18 protein-coding genes and 3 tRNA genes are annotated in these 14,858 nt (G+C 64.9%); 16 read left to right on the top strand and 5 right to left on the bottom strand.

The annotated features are described in order from the left end of the window. Window positions 1-80: 80 nt before the first annotated feature. The 5 genes from C4E04_RS11145 to C4E04_RS11125 all read left to right on the top strand — a co-directional run bounded on the left by C4E04_RS11145 (window position 81) and on the right by C4E04_RS11125 (window position 5,001). Window positions 81-1,412, top strand: coding sequence for a homoserine dehydrogenase (locus tag C4E04_RS11145; protein ID WP_371681990.1), 1,332 nt, complete (start codon window positions 81-83; stop codon window positions 1,410-1,412). Window positions 1,413-1,466: 54 nt separating this feature from the next. Next, window positions 1,467-2,465: a class II fructose-bisphosphatase gene (glpX, locus tag C4E04_RS11140; protein ID WP_109597537.1), complete on the top strand. Its 999-nt coding sequence runs from the start codon at window positions 1,467-1,469 to the stop codon at window positions 2,463-2,465. A gap of 88 nt (window positions 2,466-2,553) precedes the next feature. Continuing rightward, entirely contained in the window at window positions 2,554-3,015 is a 462-nt protein-coding gene (locus C4E04_RS11135; RefSeq protein ID WP_245416081.1) for a GNAT family N-acetyltransferase, read from the top strand. Window positions 3,016-3,041: 26 nt separating this feature from the next. After that, complete coding sequence (recJ, locus tag C4E04_RS11130) at window positions 3,042-4,853, top strand: single-stranded-DNA-specific exonuclease RecJ (RefSeq protein ID WP_109597535.1); 1,812 nt, start codon at window positions 3,042-3,044, stop codon at window positions 4,851-4,853. A 73-nt stretch (window positions 4,854-4,926) separates the two neighbouring features. After that, window positions 4,927-5,001 (top strand) — tRNA-Glu (locus tag C4E04_RS11125). Between the two features lie 81 nt (window positions 5,002-5,082). Here C4E04_RS11125 and C4E04_RS11120 read toward each other — a convergent pair. Then, a complete protein-coding gene (locus tag C4E04_RS11120) occupies window positions 5,083-5,478 on the bottom strand; it encodes a cupin domain-containing protein (protein ID WP_109597534.1) in 396 nt (131 codons plus the stop codon). 129 nt (window positions 5,479-5,607) lie between these two features. Here C4E04_RS11120 and C4E04_RS11115 point away from each other — a divergent pair, with 129 nt between their 5' ends. Further along, window positions 5,608-5,835, top strand: a complete 228-nt coding sequence (locus tag C4E04_RS11115) for a hypothetical protein (protein ID WP_109597532.1) — start codon at window positions 5,608-5,610, stop codon at window positions 5,833-5,835. Window positions 5,836-5,840: 5 nt separating this feature from the next. Here C4E04_RS11115 and C4E04_RS11110 read toward each other — a convergent pair whose 3' ends face one another. Continuing rightward, window positions 5,841-6,464, bottom strand: a complete 624-nt coding sequence (locus tag C4E04_RS11110; RefSeq protein ID WP_109597531.1) for a helix-turn-helix transcriptional regulator — start codon at window positions 6,462-6,464, stop codon at window positions 5,841-5,843. A gap of 449 nt (window positions 6,465-6,913) precedes the next feature. Between C4E04_RS11110 and C4E04_RS11100 the strand changes: the two genes are divergently transcribed. After that, on the top strand, window positions 6,914-7,162 hold the full coding sequence (locus C4E04_RS11100; RefSeq protein WP_109597529.1) for a hypothetical protein: 249 nt from the start codon (window positions 6,914-6,916) through the stop codon (window positions 7,160-7,162). A gap of 149 nt (window positions 7,163-7,311) precedes the next feature. Here the strand turns inward: C4E04_RS11100 and C4E04_RS11095 are convergent, their stop codons facing one another. Together C4E04_RS11095 and C4E04_RS11090 are read right to left on the bottom strand one after the other, a co-directional pair. Further along, window positions 7,312-8,307 (bottom strand): MBL fold metallo-hydrolase, encoded by a 996-nt coding sequence (locus tag C4E04_RS11095; RefSeq protein WP_109597528.1) that lies wholly within the window; start codon window positions 8,305-8,307, stop codon window positions 7,312-7,314. Then, a complete protein-coding gene (locus C4E04_RS11090; protein WP_162559359.1) occupies window positions 8,304-8,948 on the bottom strand; it encodes a 2-dehydro-3-deoxy-6-phosphogalactonate aldolase in 645 nt (214 codons plus the stop codon). Before C4E04_RS11090 ends, C4E04_RS11095 begins: the two co-directional genes overlap by 4 nt. A 211-nt stretch (window positions 8,949-9,159) precedes the next feature. On the opposite strand from C4E04_RS11090, the gene C4E04_RS11085 reads away from it, so the two are divergent. Further along, complete coding sequence (locus tag C4E04_RS11085) at window positions 9,160-9,675, top strand: Lrp/AsnC family transcriptional regulator (RefSeq protein WP_162559358.1); 516 nt, start codon at window positions 9,160-9,162, stop codon at window positions 9,673-9,675. A gap of 9 nt (window positions 9,676-9,684) precedes the next feature. Here the strand turns inward: C4E04_RS11085 and C4E04_RS11080 are convergent, their stop codons facing one another. Beyond that, window positions 9,685-10,662, bottom strand: coding sequence for a DUF1624 domain-containing protein (locus C4E04_RS11080; RefSeq protein WP_109597525.1), 978 nt, complete (start codon window positions 10,660-10,662; stop codon window positions 9,685-9,687). 47 nt (window positions 10,663-10,709) lie between these two features. Between C4E04_RS11080 and C4E04_RS11075 the strand changes: the two genes are divergently transcribed. The 8 genes from C4E04_RS11075 (at window position 10,710) to rnk (ending at window position 14,845) form a co-directional block, all read left to right on the top strand. Next, window positions 10,710-11,480: a Sir2 family NAD-dependent protein deacetylase gene (locus C4E04_RS11075; protein WP_109597524.1), complete on the top strand. Its 771-nt coding sequence runs from the start codon at window positions 10,710-10,712 to the stop codon at window positions 11,478-11,480. Window positions 11,481-11,600: 120 nt separating this feature from the next. Next, window positions 11,601-12,221, top strand: coding sequence for a cold-shock protein (locus C4E04_RS11070; RefSeq protein WP_245416080.1), 621 nt, complete (start codon window positions 11,601-11,603; stop codon window positions 12,219-12,221). 5 nt (window positions 12,222-12,226) lie between these two features. Continuing rightward, complete coding sequence (locus C4E04_RS11065; RefSeq protein ID WP_109597523.1) at window positions 12,227-12,685, top strand: DUF192 domain-containing protein; 459 nt, start codon at window positions 12,227-12,229, stop codon at window positions 12,683-12,685. 60 nt (window positions 12,686-12,745) lie between these two features. Next, window positions 12,746-12,822, top strand: a tRNA-Pro gene (locus C4E04_RS11060). A gap of 35 nt (window positions 12,823-12,857) precedes the next feature. Next, window positions 12,858-13,163, top strand: coding sequence for an ETC complex I subunit (locus tag C4E04_RS11055; RefSeq protein WP_109597521.1), 306 nt, complete (start codon window positions 12,858-12,860; stop codon window positions 13,161-13,163). A gap of 22 nt (window positions 13,164-13,185) precedes the next feature. Beyond that, a tRNA-Arg gene (locus C4E04_RS11050) sits at window positions 13,186-13,262 on the top strand. 535 nt (window positions 13,263-13,797) lie between these two features. Next, window positions 13,798-14,358 (top strand): GreA/GreB family elongation factor, encoded by a 561-nt coding sequence (locus C4E04_RS11045; RefSeq protein WP_109597520.1) that lies wholly within the window; start codon window positions 13,798-13,800, stop codon window positions 14,356-14,358. A gap of 64 nt (window positions 14,359-14,422) precedes the next feature. Then, a complete protein-coding gene (rnk, locus tag C4E04_RS11040) occupies window positions 14,423-14,845 on the top strand; it encodes a nucleoside diphosphate kinase regulator (protein WP_109597519.1) in 423 nt (140 codons plus the stop codon). The last annotated feature ends 13 nt before the right edge of the window (window positions 14,846-14,858 follow it).

Raw genomic sequence — 14,858 nt, 5'->3', positions numbered from 1 at the left:
CGCGGGGCGGAACGTCATCGTCCGTGCATGGACATGCAACCGTAGCAGTCGTAAAGAGCAGCGCGACTTTTATGGAGGAGATGCTGCTCGTGACACGTCCTTTTCGGGTCGGAATCGCCGGTCTCGGTACGGTCGGTGCGTCGGTCGTCCGGATCCTATCCCGCCAGAGCGAGGTCCTTGCCCGCCGCCTCGGGCGGCCGGTGGCCGTGACGGCGGTCTCGGCCCGTGACCGGACGAAGGACCGCGGCATCGACCTTTCGACCTTCGCCTGGTTCGACGACCCGGTGGAACTGGCCCGCTCGGCCGACGTGGATTGCGTCGTCGAGCTTGTAGGCGGCTCCGGCGGTGCGGCGCTGAAGACGGTCGAGACCGCTCTTTCGCAGGGTAGGCACGTGGTCACGGCGAACAAGGCGCTGCTGGCGAAGCATGGCCTGGCGCTTGCCCGCCTCGCCGAGGAGAAGGGCGTCGCCCTGGCATTCGAGGCCTCCGTGGCGGGCGGGATCCCGGTCATCAAGACCCTCCGCGAGGCCCTTCCGGGCAACCGGGTTTCGCGGCTCTACGGCATCCTCAACGGCACCTGCAACTATATCCTGTCCCGCATGGAGCTGGAGGGGCTCACCTTCGCCGAATGCCTGAAGGACGCCCAGCGCCTCGGCTATGCGGAGGCCGACCCCACCTTCGACGTGGAGGGCTTCGACACCGCCCATAAGCTCGCCATCCTCACGAGCCTCGCCTTCGGGACCGAGATCGATGCGGATGCGATCTATGTGGAGGGCATCTCGTCGATCACTCCGCTCGATCTCGCCATGGCGAACGAGCTTGGCTTCCGCATCAAGCTCCTCGGGGTCGCCGAGCGGACCCAGACGGGCATCGAACAGCGCGTTCACCCGACAATGGTGCCCCGGTCCTCGTCGATCGCCCAGGTCATGGGCGTGACGAACGCCGTGACCATCGACGCGGATGCCGTAAAGGAATTGACGCTCATCGGGCCCGGCGCTGGCGGAGATGCGACGGCCTCGGCAGTCGTGGCGGATATCGCCGACGTGGCCCTGGGCCGGGCCGAGCCGCCTTTCGGCCAGCCCGTAAACGGCCTCGAGAAGGCCGCGCGGGCGCCCATGCAGCGACACGAGGGCGGCTACTATATCCGCCTGACGGTCCACGACCGGCCCGGCGTCGCGGCCGGCGTCGCGACGCGCATGGCGGAGGCGGACATTTCCCTGGAGAGCATTCTCCAGAAGCGCTCCGAGACCGCCGCCACCAAGGACCCGCACGGTCGCTCCGGCGCTCCGGTCTCCCTGGTTCTCATCACCTATGCGGCGACCGAGGCGGCCATTCGCTCCGCCGTTGAAAAAATCTCCGGGGATGGTCTTATTGCCGAGCCGCCCCAGGTGATCCGCATCGAACGCGAGTAGCTTCCAGGCGAATGGTATCATTCGCCTTCCCCATTCAAAGGAGACGACACGTCCATGTCGCAGGGCATTACCGTCCAACCGGGCCAAATCATCGAACGCATCCTGACCCTGGAGCTCGTGCGCGTGACCGAGCGTGCCGCCGTGGCCTCCGCGCGGCTGCGCGGGCGCGGCAACGAGAAGGCCGCCGACCAGGCTGCCGTGGACGCTATGCGCCGTGAGCTGAACCGTCTTCCCATTGACGGCACCGTCGTGATCGGCGAGGGCGAGCGCGACGAGGCGCCGATGCTCTTCATCGGCGAGAAGGTCGGCAACAAGCAGGGCCCGAAGGTGGATATCGCGGTCGACCCCCTGGAGGGCACGACCCTGTGCGCCAAGGACATGCCAGGCTCCATCGCGGTCATGGCCATGGCCGAGGCTGGGACGCTGCTCGCCGCGCCTGACGTCTACATGCACAAGATCGCTGTCGGCCCCGGCTACCCCACCGGCGTGGTCGACCTCGACGCCTCACCCGAGGAGAACATTCACAACCTCGCCAAGGCGAAGGGCGTGAAGCCGAGCGAGATCAACGTGCTGGTCCTCGACCGTCCGCGCCATGCGGACCTGATCGCGGCCATCCGGAAGACCGGTGCCGGCATCCGCCTCATCACGGATGGTGATGTCGCGGGCATCATCTTCACCACCAAGCCCGACGAGACGGGCATCGACATCTATCTCGGCATCGGCGCGGCCCCCGAAGGCGTGCTGGCGGCCGGAGCCCTGCGTTGCATCGGCGGCCAGATGCAGGCGCGCCTGATCCTCGACACGGAGGAGAAGCGCTCGCGGGCGCTCCAGATGGGTGTCACGGACCCCAACCGCAAATACGACATGACCGACCTGGCTCGTGGCGACGTGATCGTGGCCGCGACGGGCGTCACCGACGGCGCGCTCCTGAAGGGCGTCAATTTCAGCCGAGACGTGATCACGACCGAGACGGTGGTGTACCGCTCTGCGACCGGAACCGTGCGCCGGATCTACGGTGAGCACCGCGAATTGTCGAAGTTCCATCTCGATTAAGAGGGGTGCGCCCTGTCTTCGGGTCTATGGAGCAGGGCGCATTTCCGGACGCCAATAACAATTCACGACAATGCGCAGGGGGACATTCGTGGCGGAGCAGCAGCAGGGCGACCTCGTCATTCGGCCTTTCACGTCGGGCGACCGGCAGGGCTGGGACCCGTTGTGGCAGGGCTATCTGACCTTCTACAAGGCGAGCCTCCCGCCGGAGGCCACGGACACCACCTGGGCGAGGCTGCTCGATCCGGCAGAGCCTATGCATGGGATCGCGGCTGTTCTCGACGGGGAGATCGTCGGGATCGTGCACTACATCTATCACCGCTCGACCTGGACGCCGGGCAATTACTGCTACCTGCAGGACCTGTTCACCTCCGAGAAGGCCCGCAACCGGGGTGTCGGGCGCGCCCTGATCGAGGCCGTCTACGAAAAGGCAAAGGCCGACGGGGCAAGCCGGGTCTACTGGCTGACCCATGAGACCAACGAGACCGCCAAGGTCCTCTATGACAAGGTCGCGAGCCGGAGCGGATTTATTCAGTACAGGAAGGTGTTTTGATCGCGTTCGGAGCTTAAACTCCGCCCGTGACCGAATCAGCTTTCCTGTCCTCCGCCCGGCCCTTCCTCGGCGTCAGCCATTCCGCCCTCGGGCGCACCTGGGTCGAGCGGTGCGATGCCGCTCAAGGCACCATTGCGCTCGCCATCGCCCAGACCCATGGCCTGCCCGACGTGCTGGCCCGCGTCCTGGCGGGGCGGGGCATTGGCGTGCATGAGACGGAGGGCTTCCTGAATCCGCGACTGCGGGACTTGATGCCCGATCCGAACGTGCTCACCGATATGGACAAGGCTGCCGAGCGCCTTGCCGACGCGGTCGTGCGTCGGGAGAAGGTGGCGATCTTCGGCGATTACGACGTGGACGGCGCCTGCAGCGCCTCCGTCCTGGCAGAGTACCTGCGCGCCTGCGACGTTCCGTATCTCATTCACATTCCGGACCGGATCACCGAGGGCTATGGCCCCAACGTGGATGCGATCCGCTCCTTGAAAGAGCAGGGCGCCGGCCTTCTGGTGACGGTGGATTGCGGAACGGCGAGCCACGAGCCCCTGGCCGAGGCCCGGCGCCTCGGCCTCGACGCGGTCGTGCTCGATCACCACCAGGCTCCCGAACGGCTGCCCGAGGCGCTGGCTCTGGTCAACCCGAACCGGCAGGACGACCTGTCGGGCTTAGGCTATCTCTGCGCGGCCGGCGTGGTGTTCCTGGCGGTGGTTGCCCTCAACCGGGCGCTGCGTCGCCGTAATTTCTTCGGTCAGCGCGCCGAGCCGGACCTTATGGCGAGCCTCGATCTCGTGGCCCTCGCCACGGTGGCCGACGTGGTGCCCCTGGTCGGCCTTAACCGGGCCTTCGTCCGCCAGGGGCTGGCCGTCATGCGCAGTCGCCGCCGTCATGGCCTTGCGGCCCTCCTGGACACGGCCGGGCTCTCGGGCGCCCCTGAAAGCTGGCACCTTGGCTATCTCGTCGGCCCCCGTATCAATGCGGGTGGCCGCATCGGGGACGCAGCCCTCGGCTCCCGGCTGCTCCTGTCCGAGGACCCGGTCCATGCCGGGCAATTGGCGACCGAGCTCGACCGTCTGAACCGCGAGCGCCAGACCATCGAGGCGATGGCCGTTGAGGAGGCTGAGGCGCAGGCTCTCGTCCTTCTGGAGCGGTTGCCCGACCTGCCGGTGATCCTTACGGCATCCGCCGAGTGGCATCCTGGCGTGGTCGGCCTCATCGCAGCCCGCACCAAAGAGCGGTTCCGCCGCCCGGCTTTCGCTTTCACGCTCAATCCGGATGGAACCGCCACAGGCTCCGGACGGTCCGTTCCGGGCGTCGATCTCGGTGCCGTCGTCAGAGCTGCCGTAGAGGCGGGACTCGCCCTCAAGGGCGGTGGTCACGTGATGGCGGCGGGCGTGACCATTCAGGCCACAGACCTGGAGGCCTTCCGGGCCTTCGCGACGGAACGGCTCCTGGAGCCGGTTGGCGCTTCGCTTCTGAGTGACCATTTCGCCGTCGACGCCACCCTGACGGCCGGAGGGGCGCAGACGAAGCTCGTTTCGGCCTTGGAGCGGGCAGGGCCCTTCGGTTCCGGCCAACCGGAGCCGGTCTTCGTCTTTCCTCACCATCGAATCGTCGAGGCGCGGGAGGTCGGAACGGGCGGGCACGTGCGGGTCAGGCTGCGGGGTGGGGATGGGGCCGTTATCGGGGGAATCGCCTTCCGGGCGGCCGGTCAGCCCCTGGGAATCGCCCTCACGGAGAACATCGGCAATGCCGTCCACGTGGCCGGAACCCTCTCGATCGACCGCTGGGGCGGCGGCGAAAAGGTCGAGGTGAGGATTATGGACGCGGCGAAGCCCGAATGATCATTCTGGCGCTTGCCGTCAGGAAAGAACCCATCTATATGTCCGCCCACCTCAGGGGCAGCGCCCCGTTCAAGCGGCCTTCGTCTATCGGTTAGGACACCAGCCTTTCACGCTGGGAAGAGGGGTTCGATTCCCCTAGGCCGCGCCATTCCAACACAACACCTTCCATTTCGATGCCCCAGCTCGGCAAGGCCGAAATCCGGCCCCGCCTGATGTCACGTGGCTGATGTCATCTCCGATATTGCGCGTCGGTCACATGCTCCATCCAGTCGACAGCCTTGCCGTCGAGCCGTTCCTGGATGGCGATGTGGCTCATGGCCGTCGTCGCGGTGGCGCCATGCCAATGCTTCTCGCCGGGATCGAACCAGACCACATCGCCCGGCCGGATTTCCTCGACCGGCCCGCCCTCGCGCTGAACCCAGCCGCAACCGGCCGTGACGATCAGCGTCTGGCCGAGCGGATGCATATGCCAGGCCGTGCGCGCGCCGGGTTCGAACGTGACCAGGGCACCCGCGACGCGGGCCGGGTCGGGCGGGCTAAACAGCGGATCGATTCTCACCGCTCCGGTGAACCACTCGGCCGGTCCCTTGCCGGACGGCTGGGCGCCGCTTCGCCTGATCTCCATCTTCCTGCTCCTATGATCATCACCATGCCGGATCTTTAGCCCGGCATTCGTTCTTCCTTAGTCCGTTATTCCATAGAATGTCTTGGCCCGATCTCCGGGCTCGGACGCCTGAGAGCGAGAGGGACCCCCATGCCGCTTTACTTTTTCAACATCCGGGACGGCTACGAGCTCGATGAGGATGAAGAAGGCATTGAGCTTCCGGACCTTGAGGCAGCCCGCGCCGAGGCCCTCGCCATCGTCGAGGAATTGCGCGATCAGTTGACCGACGCGGCCAATATCGAGCTGGAGATTGCGGACGAAAGCGGGCAGCGCCTGCTGACGGTTCCGTTCTTCCGCGGCGCGAGAGGGCGTCGGTGAATGCCTCAGGCAGATTTGCCTGAGACGATGGCGAGGCGGGTCAGGAAGCCGACCAGCTCCGCCTGGCGATTCGTTCCTGTCTTGGCAAGGATCGCCTTCGTCTGTGCGCGGACGGTTCCGATCCCGACGCCGGTCTCGTCCGCGATCTCCTGAAGCGTGCAGCCGCACATGAGCTGAGTTGCGACCTTGGCCTCCCTCCGGGTCAGGCCAAAGGCCTGCAAGAGCAATTCCGGTGGCGGCTCCGGACAGAACTCAGGGTCCACGAAGAACAGGGCAAGGCGTGCGCCTTCGAAGGCCGCGCGGACGTTCTCCGGAAGCGATACAACACGCAGGATCAGCGGCCGCCACTCCCGGCGCTGCAGGCCGACGATTTCACGCGCGCCGTCCTCTCCGTCGAGATGGGCGGTGAGCAGAGCCTGTAGCATCCGATCGGCCGCCCCGTTGGTCGCGTAGAGACGCTCCGACCGGAGAGTGACGTCTGGGCCGAGATGCCGCTCCGCCTGACCGTTGAGGTGAAGAACTTTTCGGGCGTCTCCGATCAACACGACGCCGAACCCCAGGGCATCGAAAACGCGCAGGAAGCAGCGCGCTGGGGAGAATGCAGGCGGATTGGTTCGCAAATGTTGCATCGCGCCAACCGGCGAGCCGATAGGGCTCTGCCCAGACAACGCAGCAGGCCGCGCTTTTATCCCAACTGGGAGATGAAATGCGGAGGTGCTTCGATGGAGTTTTAAAAGATAAGCCCGAATCGCACCGCCTCTTGCCCCTAGAACCGGAGGAAGGAATGACGTCGGCAGTGACACTCGCTCCGCGCTGGGAAGCCATCCCGCCTGTTCAGAGCCGGAGCACGGATTTCGAAGTGAGCCGGATACAGGGTGCACTCTGGAGCATTCGTCCGGTATCCGAGCGGGCCCGAAGAGCGGCTCCCTACCTTCTGTTCCAAGGCGGCATGCCGCAAGGGGACGCGGTTGTGTACGACCACCAGAAGTCGAACGCCCTGTTATACCGCTTGCGTCAGGACGGCTTTCGGATACTTTATCACGGTCCAGCTGGGCCCATCGACATCTAGAGCCCGCCTTTGCCGCGGTACTATTTCAACCTCCGACGCGCCCATCTTCACCTTGTCGACAAGCACGGGGAAGAATGCGCCAGCCTCGGAGAGGCTATCGAATACGGCGTGGTCGCGGTGCTCAACCTGATCGCCGAGGAGGGGCGTTTTCGCAACTGGACGACCTGGGCGGTCGAGATCGAGGACGAGGACCGCCTTCATCGGGCGTCGCTTCCGTTCACGCTCGTCCTGAGGGCCGAGATACGGCGCAAGGGCTAGAGCATCGTGCGGACCCAGAGGGCCGCGTCAGCGAAAAGTGGACCCGGTTTTCTGCCCGAACGATGCTCCAGCCCAAAGAATAAGCATCGGATGGATCCCAAAAGTGCGTCCACTTTTGGGTCCGATGCTGTAGGGCTTCGACGCGCCTTTCAGGGCTCGTCCCGTCCCTCGAAGGCAAGGATGGCCTCTCGACGCAGGGCGTCAGGCGTCTCGATGTAGCGGGCCGAATGATGAAACACGACGAGCCGCTTGGCGCCGGCCTTGCGCGCCAGGCGGCCGGCCTCCCGTGCGGTCAGGTGGAGTGCCGCCTCCGCCAGGGTGCGGTCCTGCTCCGGAAAGACGGCCTCGATGAAGAGCTGGTCCACCCGGGCCGCCAGGGACAGGATCTTTTCGGCATTGCCAAGCGTCGGCGCCGCATCCGTCACATAGGCGAGGGATTGCCCGGGCCCGACGAGGAAAACCTGGTCCTTCAGCTCCCGCAGAGAGGTGCGCCCGACGCCCGGTATCTCGATTTCAGCCCCTTCCGCGCCGCTGCGCAGCAGTTTCTTCGCCTCCGTCAGCCAGGGCCCCTTGGGGAGGCCGAGACGGTCGAGAACGCCGCGCCGGACATTGACCCGCCGGGTCTCCCGCAGCCCGAAGGCGAGGGACGGGATCCCGTGGTCCAGGGCGGCCGCCTCGATCCGCAGATCGGCGTCCGCATAGACGACGCCCTGCGGCAGTGCGGGCGGCTCCCCCTCCCAACGCTCGAAGACATGCCGGGCGGAAAAGACTGCGAAACGGTCGAGCCGAAGGCCGTTGAACTCACCCACATGAAGCTGAAAATCCACGGAGCCTTCGTCGATGAGGTTCCACGTATAGCCGCGCAGCTTGTGCTCGAGATGATCGATGAAGCCGGGCGGGCCGACGAGATGGAGCGGGCCGGGCCGATGCAGACACAGGCGCATCAGGCGGTCGAACCCGATGAAATGGTCCACATGGGCGTGGGACACGAAAGCATGGCTGACGCGCAGGAGTTCCCGGGCCGAAAGGGCGCCCAGATCGCCGAGATCGAACAGAATGGCCCTGCGGCCGAAGCGGAAATCGAGATAAAGGCCCGGATCGTCGAAGGGGCCGTTGATAAGGCGCGGCTGGATGAGCCAGCTCATCCCCGTCGCAGATCCCGCCAGGCCGACGCGAACGCGCGGGCGTTGCGTCCGATCTCCTCGACGGACAGGCCAGGGGAGAAGAGGGCCGAGCCAAGGCCGAAGCCGTTCGCCCCCGCATCCACGTAGCCCTTCATGGTGTCGGGCTTGATGCCTCCGACGGGCAGCACGAGGGTCTCCCGGGGCAGGACGGCGCGCCAGGCCTTCACGACGGCCGGCGGAATGGCCTCGGCGGGGAAAATCTTGATGGCGTCCGCGCCCGCCTTAAGGGCCGCGAAGGCCTCCGTGGGCGTGGCGACGCCTGGGGTACAGTAGAGGCGCTGTTCCTTGGCGCGCCGGATGACCTCGGGATCCGCGTGGGGCATCACGATCAGCTTGCCGCCGACATCATGAACCCCGTCCACCATGGCTGGCTCAAGTACGGTCCCGGCCCCGACCAGCACCTCCGCCGGAAGTTTCTTAGCCAGGATCTCGATGCTGCGAAACGGATCCGGGGAGTTCAACGGAACTTCGATGATGCGAAAGCCCGCCTCCGCGAGGACAAGCCCAACCGTCTCCGCCTCGTCCGGCTTCAGGCCCCGCAGGATCGCGATCAACGGAAGTTCGGTGAGGTAATCCCGGAACACGACAGCCCCCTTTCGCATGTTAGCGCTTCACGACTTAAGGCCAGGCCGGCCGGAGCCATCCGAATCCGCACGTACCTGATCCATAGGTGGCGGAGAGATGGTCCGCTTTCAACCGGCCTGCGGAACTTCCCGCCTGCAGGGCTTTGCCCGCCCTGCCGGCTGGGCTAGAGACAGGCCGAATTCGCCCGGGCGCGGTGCCGCGGCGAGCGTCACCCGTCGCGAGACAGCCATGAAGACCTTAGCCAAACCGCCTCCCCGAACCCGCAAGAGCGCCCTCGACCGGATCGACCTGTCGATCCTGAAGGCGATGAGCGAGAACGGGCGGGTAACCTACCAAGCCCTTTCGGAGTTGGTCGGGCTCTCGCCTCGACCGTGCCTGGAGCGGGTCCGGCGGCTGGAGCAGAAGGGGATCATCCGCGGTTACTGCGCCCTCGTCGACCCGGCCCTGCTCGGCCACGACATCGTGGCCCTGACGGGCATCGGGATCCGGGATCCCTCCACGACCGCACGCCAGAGGCTCGAACGCGCGCTATGTGCCCATCCGGCCGTCGTCGAGCTCCAGCTGGTCAACGGCGAATACGATTATATTGCCCGCATCGTCGCGCCGACCATCGCAGCCTACGAGGCGCTCACGGAGGAGTTTCTTGCGGATGCGGGACTCGGCATCGCCCGGATCCACACCACCTTCGTACTCAAGACCCTCAAGGCTTTCGAGGGCTATCCCATTCCGGACGAGCCGCAATAGGGGCGTCCGTCACGGTTCCTTCCCGCGCAGGCATTGCTGCGCCATGCGGGAAATGCGCGTCTGGTCCTCCGGCGGGACGGCATCGGCCAGGACCTTGCGCCACAGATCAGTCCGGCGCAGCTCGTCGGCCACGCAGGAGCAGAGCGCCCTGCAGGTGCCGGCCTGGCCGTTCTGCTCCAGGCAGCTCGCCTCGCATTGGGCCAGGAAAGGCCTCGCCTCGGCCATGGGATTCGGGCCGGTCAGCTGCAGCACGCCGTAGAGAGCTCCGAGCAGCACAATCTGATGGATGAGGTAGATCGGCAGGCTCTTGCGCCCTGCCCAGACGAGGAACCGGGAGAACCGGTCCTTCGCGCGCCAGCGGGCGAGGCGCAGCGTCTCCGCATGGGGGAGGGCGATCTTCGCGAGAGCTATCCCTCCCAGGACCAGGCCGAACCATGGAAAGATCGGCACGTAATCGTTGGTCACCGGGTCGGTGGCGCCGAGGCCGAGCCAGTCGAGCCAGGGCCGGTCGAAGGCCGGATCCGTGAGGATCCAAGGCGCCACGAGGCACAAAATCGCCGAGATCAGGACGACAGAGGCGCGCAACCTGAGAAATGGGAGAGCGAGAATGCTCGAGACCGCGATGCAGTGGAGAATGCCGAAGAAGATGAAGCTTTCCGGAAAGGCCAGATAGGTCGCGGCCGTAATAAGGAGTGCCGCTCCGCCGATTTTGGCGAGGCGCCGCAGGAATGGCTTGCGCCGCAGGCCCTGGGCGTGTGCTAGAAAAAGGCCGACCCCGGCGAGGAACAGAAACGATCCGGCGATGCAACGGGCGAACCAGCGCCATGCCGGAACGGCAACGATGTCGGTCGCGATGAGCTTGAGGAAGCTCAGGTCCCAGCTGAAGTGATAGACGACCATCGCGACGATCGCGATTCCCCGTGCGACGTCGATGGCGTCCCAGCGCTGCGCGGCGACGGCCTTGGCCTGTAGGGGAATTGCGGTCACGGGCGATCCATGCGGAAAAGAGCAATGCGGGCTTCGCACCCTATATAATGTTCATGACCGAACCTCTGACGACGTCAATGGCCCGGCTGAAGGAGATGGTTGACGGTGCCGATGCGATTGCGGGTTTCACCGGCGCAGGCATCTCGACCGAGAGCGGCGTTCCTGATTTCCGCTCGCCCGGCAGCCCCTGGCTCCAGAACAAGCCTATTCCGTTTGAGGCCTTCCTCCGAAGCCCTGAGGCTCGACGGGAAGCGTGGCGGCGGAAATTCACGATGGACGACCTTTATCGTGGAGCGCGGCCGAGCCGGGGGCATCGCGCTCTGGCGTCCCTGGTAGCATCCGGACAAATGCCGGCGGTCATCACGCAGAATATCGACGGGCTCCACCAGGCGTCCGGAATCGCCGATGAGAAGATCATCGAGCTGCACGGCAACGGTACCTACGCGGTCTGCCTGTCCTGCGGCAGGCGCCATGACCTGGCGCAGGTCCGGTCCCGCTTCGAGGCGACCGGCGAGGCGCCCGACTGCGACGCTTGTGGTGGCATCGTGAAGTCCGCCACCATCTCGTTCGGTCAGGCGATGCCCGAGCTTCCGATGCGGAAGGCGCTGAAGCTCACAGTCTCTTGCGACCTTTTCCTGGTCGTCGGCTCCTCTCTCGTGGTCTATCCCGCCGCTTCGCTGCCCCTGATGGCTAAGGAAAGCGGCGCGCGCCTCGTCATCGTAAACCGTGACCCGACCCCGCTCGATGACGCGGCGGACCTTGTGATCCATGAGGAAATCGGCCCGGTTCTCTCGGCCGCGGTAGGGGAAACAAGCTGATTTAGTTCGTCGGCTAAGAAAAACATCGCACTTTCGTGGCCGTTTCCGGCTTCCCCAGATTCAGGACAATGTTATCCTCTCGTTAAGAGTCGAAGTTTTGATTCGAGTGCGGGTTTCTTCATGACTAACGATTATAGCTCCAACCCATTTCAAGCGCGGGGACACGGATCCTCGGTCGAACAGGGGCGTCGCGACGTTGCCGAGAGTGTCTCGGAGGAGAAATCCCTCGATCTCGTCCAGGTCAGTGGCCGGATCAAATGGTTCGACGTCGCGAAGGGCTTCGGCTTCATCGTCCCCGACAATGGAATGCCGGACGTTCTCCTGCATGTGACCTGCCTGCGCCGCGATGGGTATCAGGCCGCGAATGAAGGGGCTCGCATCGTCGTCGAGGCCGTGCACCGGCCCCGGGGTCTGCAGGCTCTGCGCATTCTGTCCCTGGACGATTCCACGGCTCTGCATCCGTCCGAGCTTCCCCTCCCGCGGACCCATGTTCAGGTGGTCCCGACGAGCGGCCTCGAACCGGCCGTGGTGAAGTGGTTCAACCGTCTCCGCGGTTTCGGCTTCCTGACGCAGGGGGAGGGGCGGCCCGACATCTTCGTGCACATGGAAACCCTGCGGCGCTACGGCATTGCCGAGCTGAAGCCCGGCGAGCGGGTCTTTGTCCGCTTCGGCGACGGCTCGAAGGGCCTCATGGCGGCCGAGGTGCGCCTCGCCGACATGGCCCTCCCGCACTCCCATTGACGCCGATGCTGCGCGGCGCGCGGACCTTTGCGCTGGCCCTGACGCTCGGGGCCGCAGCCTCCGTCTCGGTCGTGGCGCAACAGGCGTTGGAAGACCTTGCCGTCGTGACCCAGGGCGGTCAGCGCCAGGCTTTCCAGGTGGAGGTCGCCCGCAACGACGCGGACCGGGCACAGGGGCTCATGTATCGTCGGTCCATGCCAGCCAACCACGGAATGCTGTTCGATTTCGGGCGCGTCCAGCCGGTCTCCATGTGGATGCAGAATACCTACCTGCCCCTCGACATGCTGTTCATCCGGCCCGATGGGACCATCGCGCGGATCGCCGCCAACACGGAACCCCTGTCTACCCGCACGATTCCCTCCGGTGAGCCCGTCCTGGCCGTTCTCGAGCTCAATGCCGGCACGGCGGCCAAACTGGGAATCAAAGCCGGCGACCGGGTGGAGCATTCCCTTTTCAAGCGCTGACCAGAACGGCGCTTGCTGAACCCGGGCCCTCGTGATAGCCAACAGCCTCCTTGGCGAGGACGGGGCGTAGCGCAGTCTGGTAGCGCATCTGCTTTGGGAGCAGAGGGTCGCAGGTTCAAATCCTGCCGCCCCGACCATCCGCCGAGAAACCTTTGAGAGATTGTCGAAACCGATGTCCGCACGGATCTACAAGCCCGCCAAAGCCGCCACTCAATCCGGCCTTGCCCGCACCAAGCAATGGCTTCTGGTCTTCGAGCAGGACAAGCCGCGCGAGATCGAGCCCCTGATGGGCTGGACCAGCTCCGGCGACACCCGCCAGCAGCTCCGCCTTTGGTTCGATACCAAGGAAGAGGCGATCGCCTACGCCGAGCGGGAGGGAATCGCCTATCGCGTCGAGGAGCCCCAGGAGGTGAAGCGGCGCACCATGTCCTATTCGGACAACTTCAAGTTCAACCGGGTCGGCCCCTGGACCCATTGAGGGGCCGGATGGCCGGCCGTGAGGCCCCATAGCTCAACCGGATAGAGCGACAGCCTTCTAAGCTGTAGGTTCCAGGTTCGATTCCTGGTGGGGTCGCCACTCTCGGCTATGCCCATAGGCCGCTGGTGCGGACGCAAGAGCGTCCCTAAAAATTTGAGCCTCTATCGTCGCTTGGGCCTTTGAGAAGTGAATTCCGTGGCTGCAACTGGCTTTCGGCCGGGAGGGCGGCAAGATAAGCACGCTCCAAATATCAAGCGGACTTGGATTAAATAGAATACCTTCTCTCGATAATTTAGATATCGAATTTATTCTTGTTCATACATTCCTTCATGGGAAGTCGAAGAGGGTATGACTTCTTCATCAGGGTGTGAGTCTTGAATTCCGCCGTTTAGTACTTAAATGTATATTGTCATGATTACATCGCGTCACATTTTCTATTTCCGCGGAGGCTGCCTCTTCGCAGGCCGCTGAACCCCGAACCTGGGCCGAGCGCCTTGCACCGCCTCCGTTCGGGGTCATGACCAATTTCACAACAACCGAATTCAGTACGCCTGAACCGCTCGGGTGAACGCTGCCGTCCGAGCCGGCGCGGCTCGTTCTCCTGCTCGGACGGCGCTGCGTATAGGAGGACACGATGCACAGAACCGTTGAGTTGCCGCCGATCACGCTCGCAACGCACGACTACAACCGTCTCATGTCTGCCGCGGCCATGAACCGCCACCGGCGCACGCCGCGTCGCGATTTCCTGATGTCCGAGTTGCGGCGGGCGGAACTCTGCCATCCGGACGAGTTGCCGGAGGACGTGGTCTCGACCAACGCGAAGGTCACCTACCGGATCAACGGCACCGGACCGCGTATGTCGCACGTCCTGGTCTATCCCGAGGACCTGTTCTGGCCGGGGGCGGAATTGTCCGTCATGACCCCGCTGGGGATCGCCCTTCTCGGCCTTCGCGTGGGCGACCGCATGCCGTTCCGAACCGGTCCTAACGGGCCGGTGCACGAGGTGGTGGTGGAGGACGTTCGGTTCAGGCTTCTGCCGCGTGAAGTGGGGAGCGAGCAAGATGGGCCCGATCCGTCAGGTCACAGCGGGAGCGGCAACTCGCGTGAGGACCTTGAACGGCGGCTGGATGAGGCCCTGATGGAGACCTTCCCGGCCAGTGACCCGGTCTCGGTCATCGTCTGCCGACGTGCCTGACGTTGCCGATCTTCCATACAGAGTCACCGCTTTGGAAAGGGAACAAGACATGCAGGAGACAACAATGAGCCAGGTGAATCTGCCTCCCATCACCATCACGGCGGTCGATTACGACAGGCTGTCGTGGATCGCGACCGCCGGCGTGAACAGCCAACGGTACACCGTCGCCGAAATGCTGGCTGACGAGCTCGACCGCGCGATGGTTGCGGCACCCGGTTCGATTCGCCCGGACATCGTGACGATGCATTCGGAGGTCGAGTACCGGGATGGGGTAACGGGCGAAGTTCGCCGCGTGACCTTGGTCTATCCGGGTGAGGAGGACCTGGATGCGGGGCGGATCTCGATTCTGACCCATATTGGCGCCGCTCTCATCGGCCTGTCGGAAGGACAGTCCATCGAGTGGGAGGGCCCGACCGGCGGGCGGCGTGAGCTGACAGTGCGAAGGGTCCGCTTCCAGCCCGAGCGAATGGCCGGCCTCGAGGTCTGAAGCCATTGGGGAG

Origin of the sequence: Microvirga sp. 17 mud 1-3 (assembly GCF_003151255.1) — a bacterium.
GTDB lineage: Bacteria > Pseudomonadota > Alphaproteobacteria > Rhizobiales > Beijerinckiaceae > Microvirga.
Note: the sequence above shows the minus strand (reverse complement) of the source record. Positions and strands in the feature narration are given on the sequence as shown.

Coding starts and splice junctions, on each gene's coding strand:
- C4E04_RS11145 (WP_371681990.1), top strand. CDS start 81: ATGCTGCTCGTGACACGTCCTTTTCGGGTCGGAATCGCCGGTCTCGGT.
- glpX (WP_109597537.1), top strand. CDS start 1,467: ATGTCGCAGGGCATTACCGTCCAACCGGGCCAAATCATCGAACGCATC.
- C4E04_RS11120 (WP_109597534.1), bottom strand. CDS start 5,478: ATGGAGATCAGGCGAAGCGGCGCCCAGCCGTCCGGCAAGGGACCGGCC.
- C4E04_RS11115 (WP_109597532.1), top strand. CDS start 5,608: ATGCCGCTTTACTTTTTCAACATCCGGGACGGCTACGAGCTCGATGAG.
- C4E04_RS11110 (WP_109597531.1), bottom strand. CDS start 6,464: ATGCAACATTTGCGAACCAATCCGCCTGCATTCTCCCCAGCGCGCTGC.
- C4E04_RS11095 (WP_109597528.1), bottom strand. CDS start 8,307: ATGAGCTGGCTCATCCAGCCGCGCCTTATCAACGGCCCCTTCGACGAT.
- C4E04_RS11090 (WP_162559359.1), bottom strand. CDS start 8,948: ATGCGAAAGGGGGCTGTCGTGTTCCGGGATTACCTCACCGAACTTCCG.
- C4E04_RS11085 (WP_162559358.1), top strand. CDS start 9,160: ATGAAGACCTTAGCCAAACCGCCTCCCCGAACCCGCAAGAGCGCCCTC.
- C4E04_RS11075 (WP_109597524.1), top strand. CDS start 10,710: ATGTTCATGACCGAACCTCTGACGACGTCAATGGCCCGGCTGAAGGAG.
- C4E04_RS11070 (WP_245416080.1), top strand. CDS start 11,601: ATGACTAACGATTATAGCTCCAACCCATTTCAAGCGCGGGGACACGGA.
- C4E04_RS11065 (WP_109597523.1), top strand. CDS start 12,227: ATGCTGCGCGGCGCGCGGACCTTTGCGCTGGCCCTGACGCTCGGGGCC.
- C4E04_RS11055 (WP_109597521.1), top strand. CDS start 12,858: ATGTCCGCACGGATCTACAAGCCCGCCAAAGCCGCCACTCAATCCGGC.
- C4E04_RS11045 (WP_109597520.1), top strand. CDS start 13,798: ATGCACAGAACCGTTGAGTTGCCGCCGATCACGCTCGCAACGCACGAC.
- rnk (WP_109597519.1), top strand. CDS start 14,423: ATGAGCCAGGTGAATCTGCCTCCCATCACCATCACGGCGGTCGATTAC.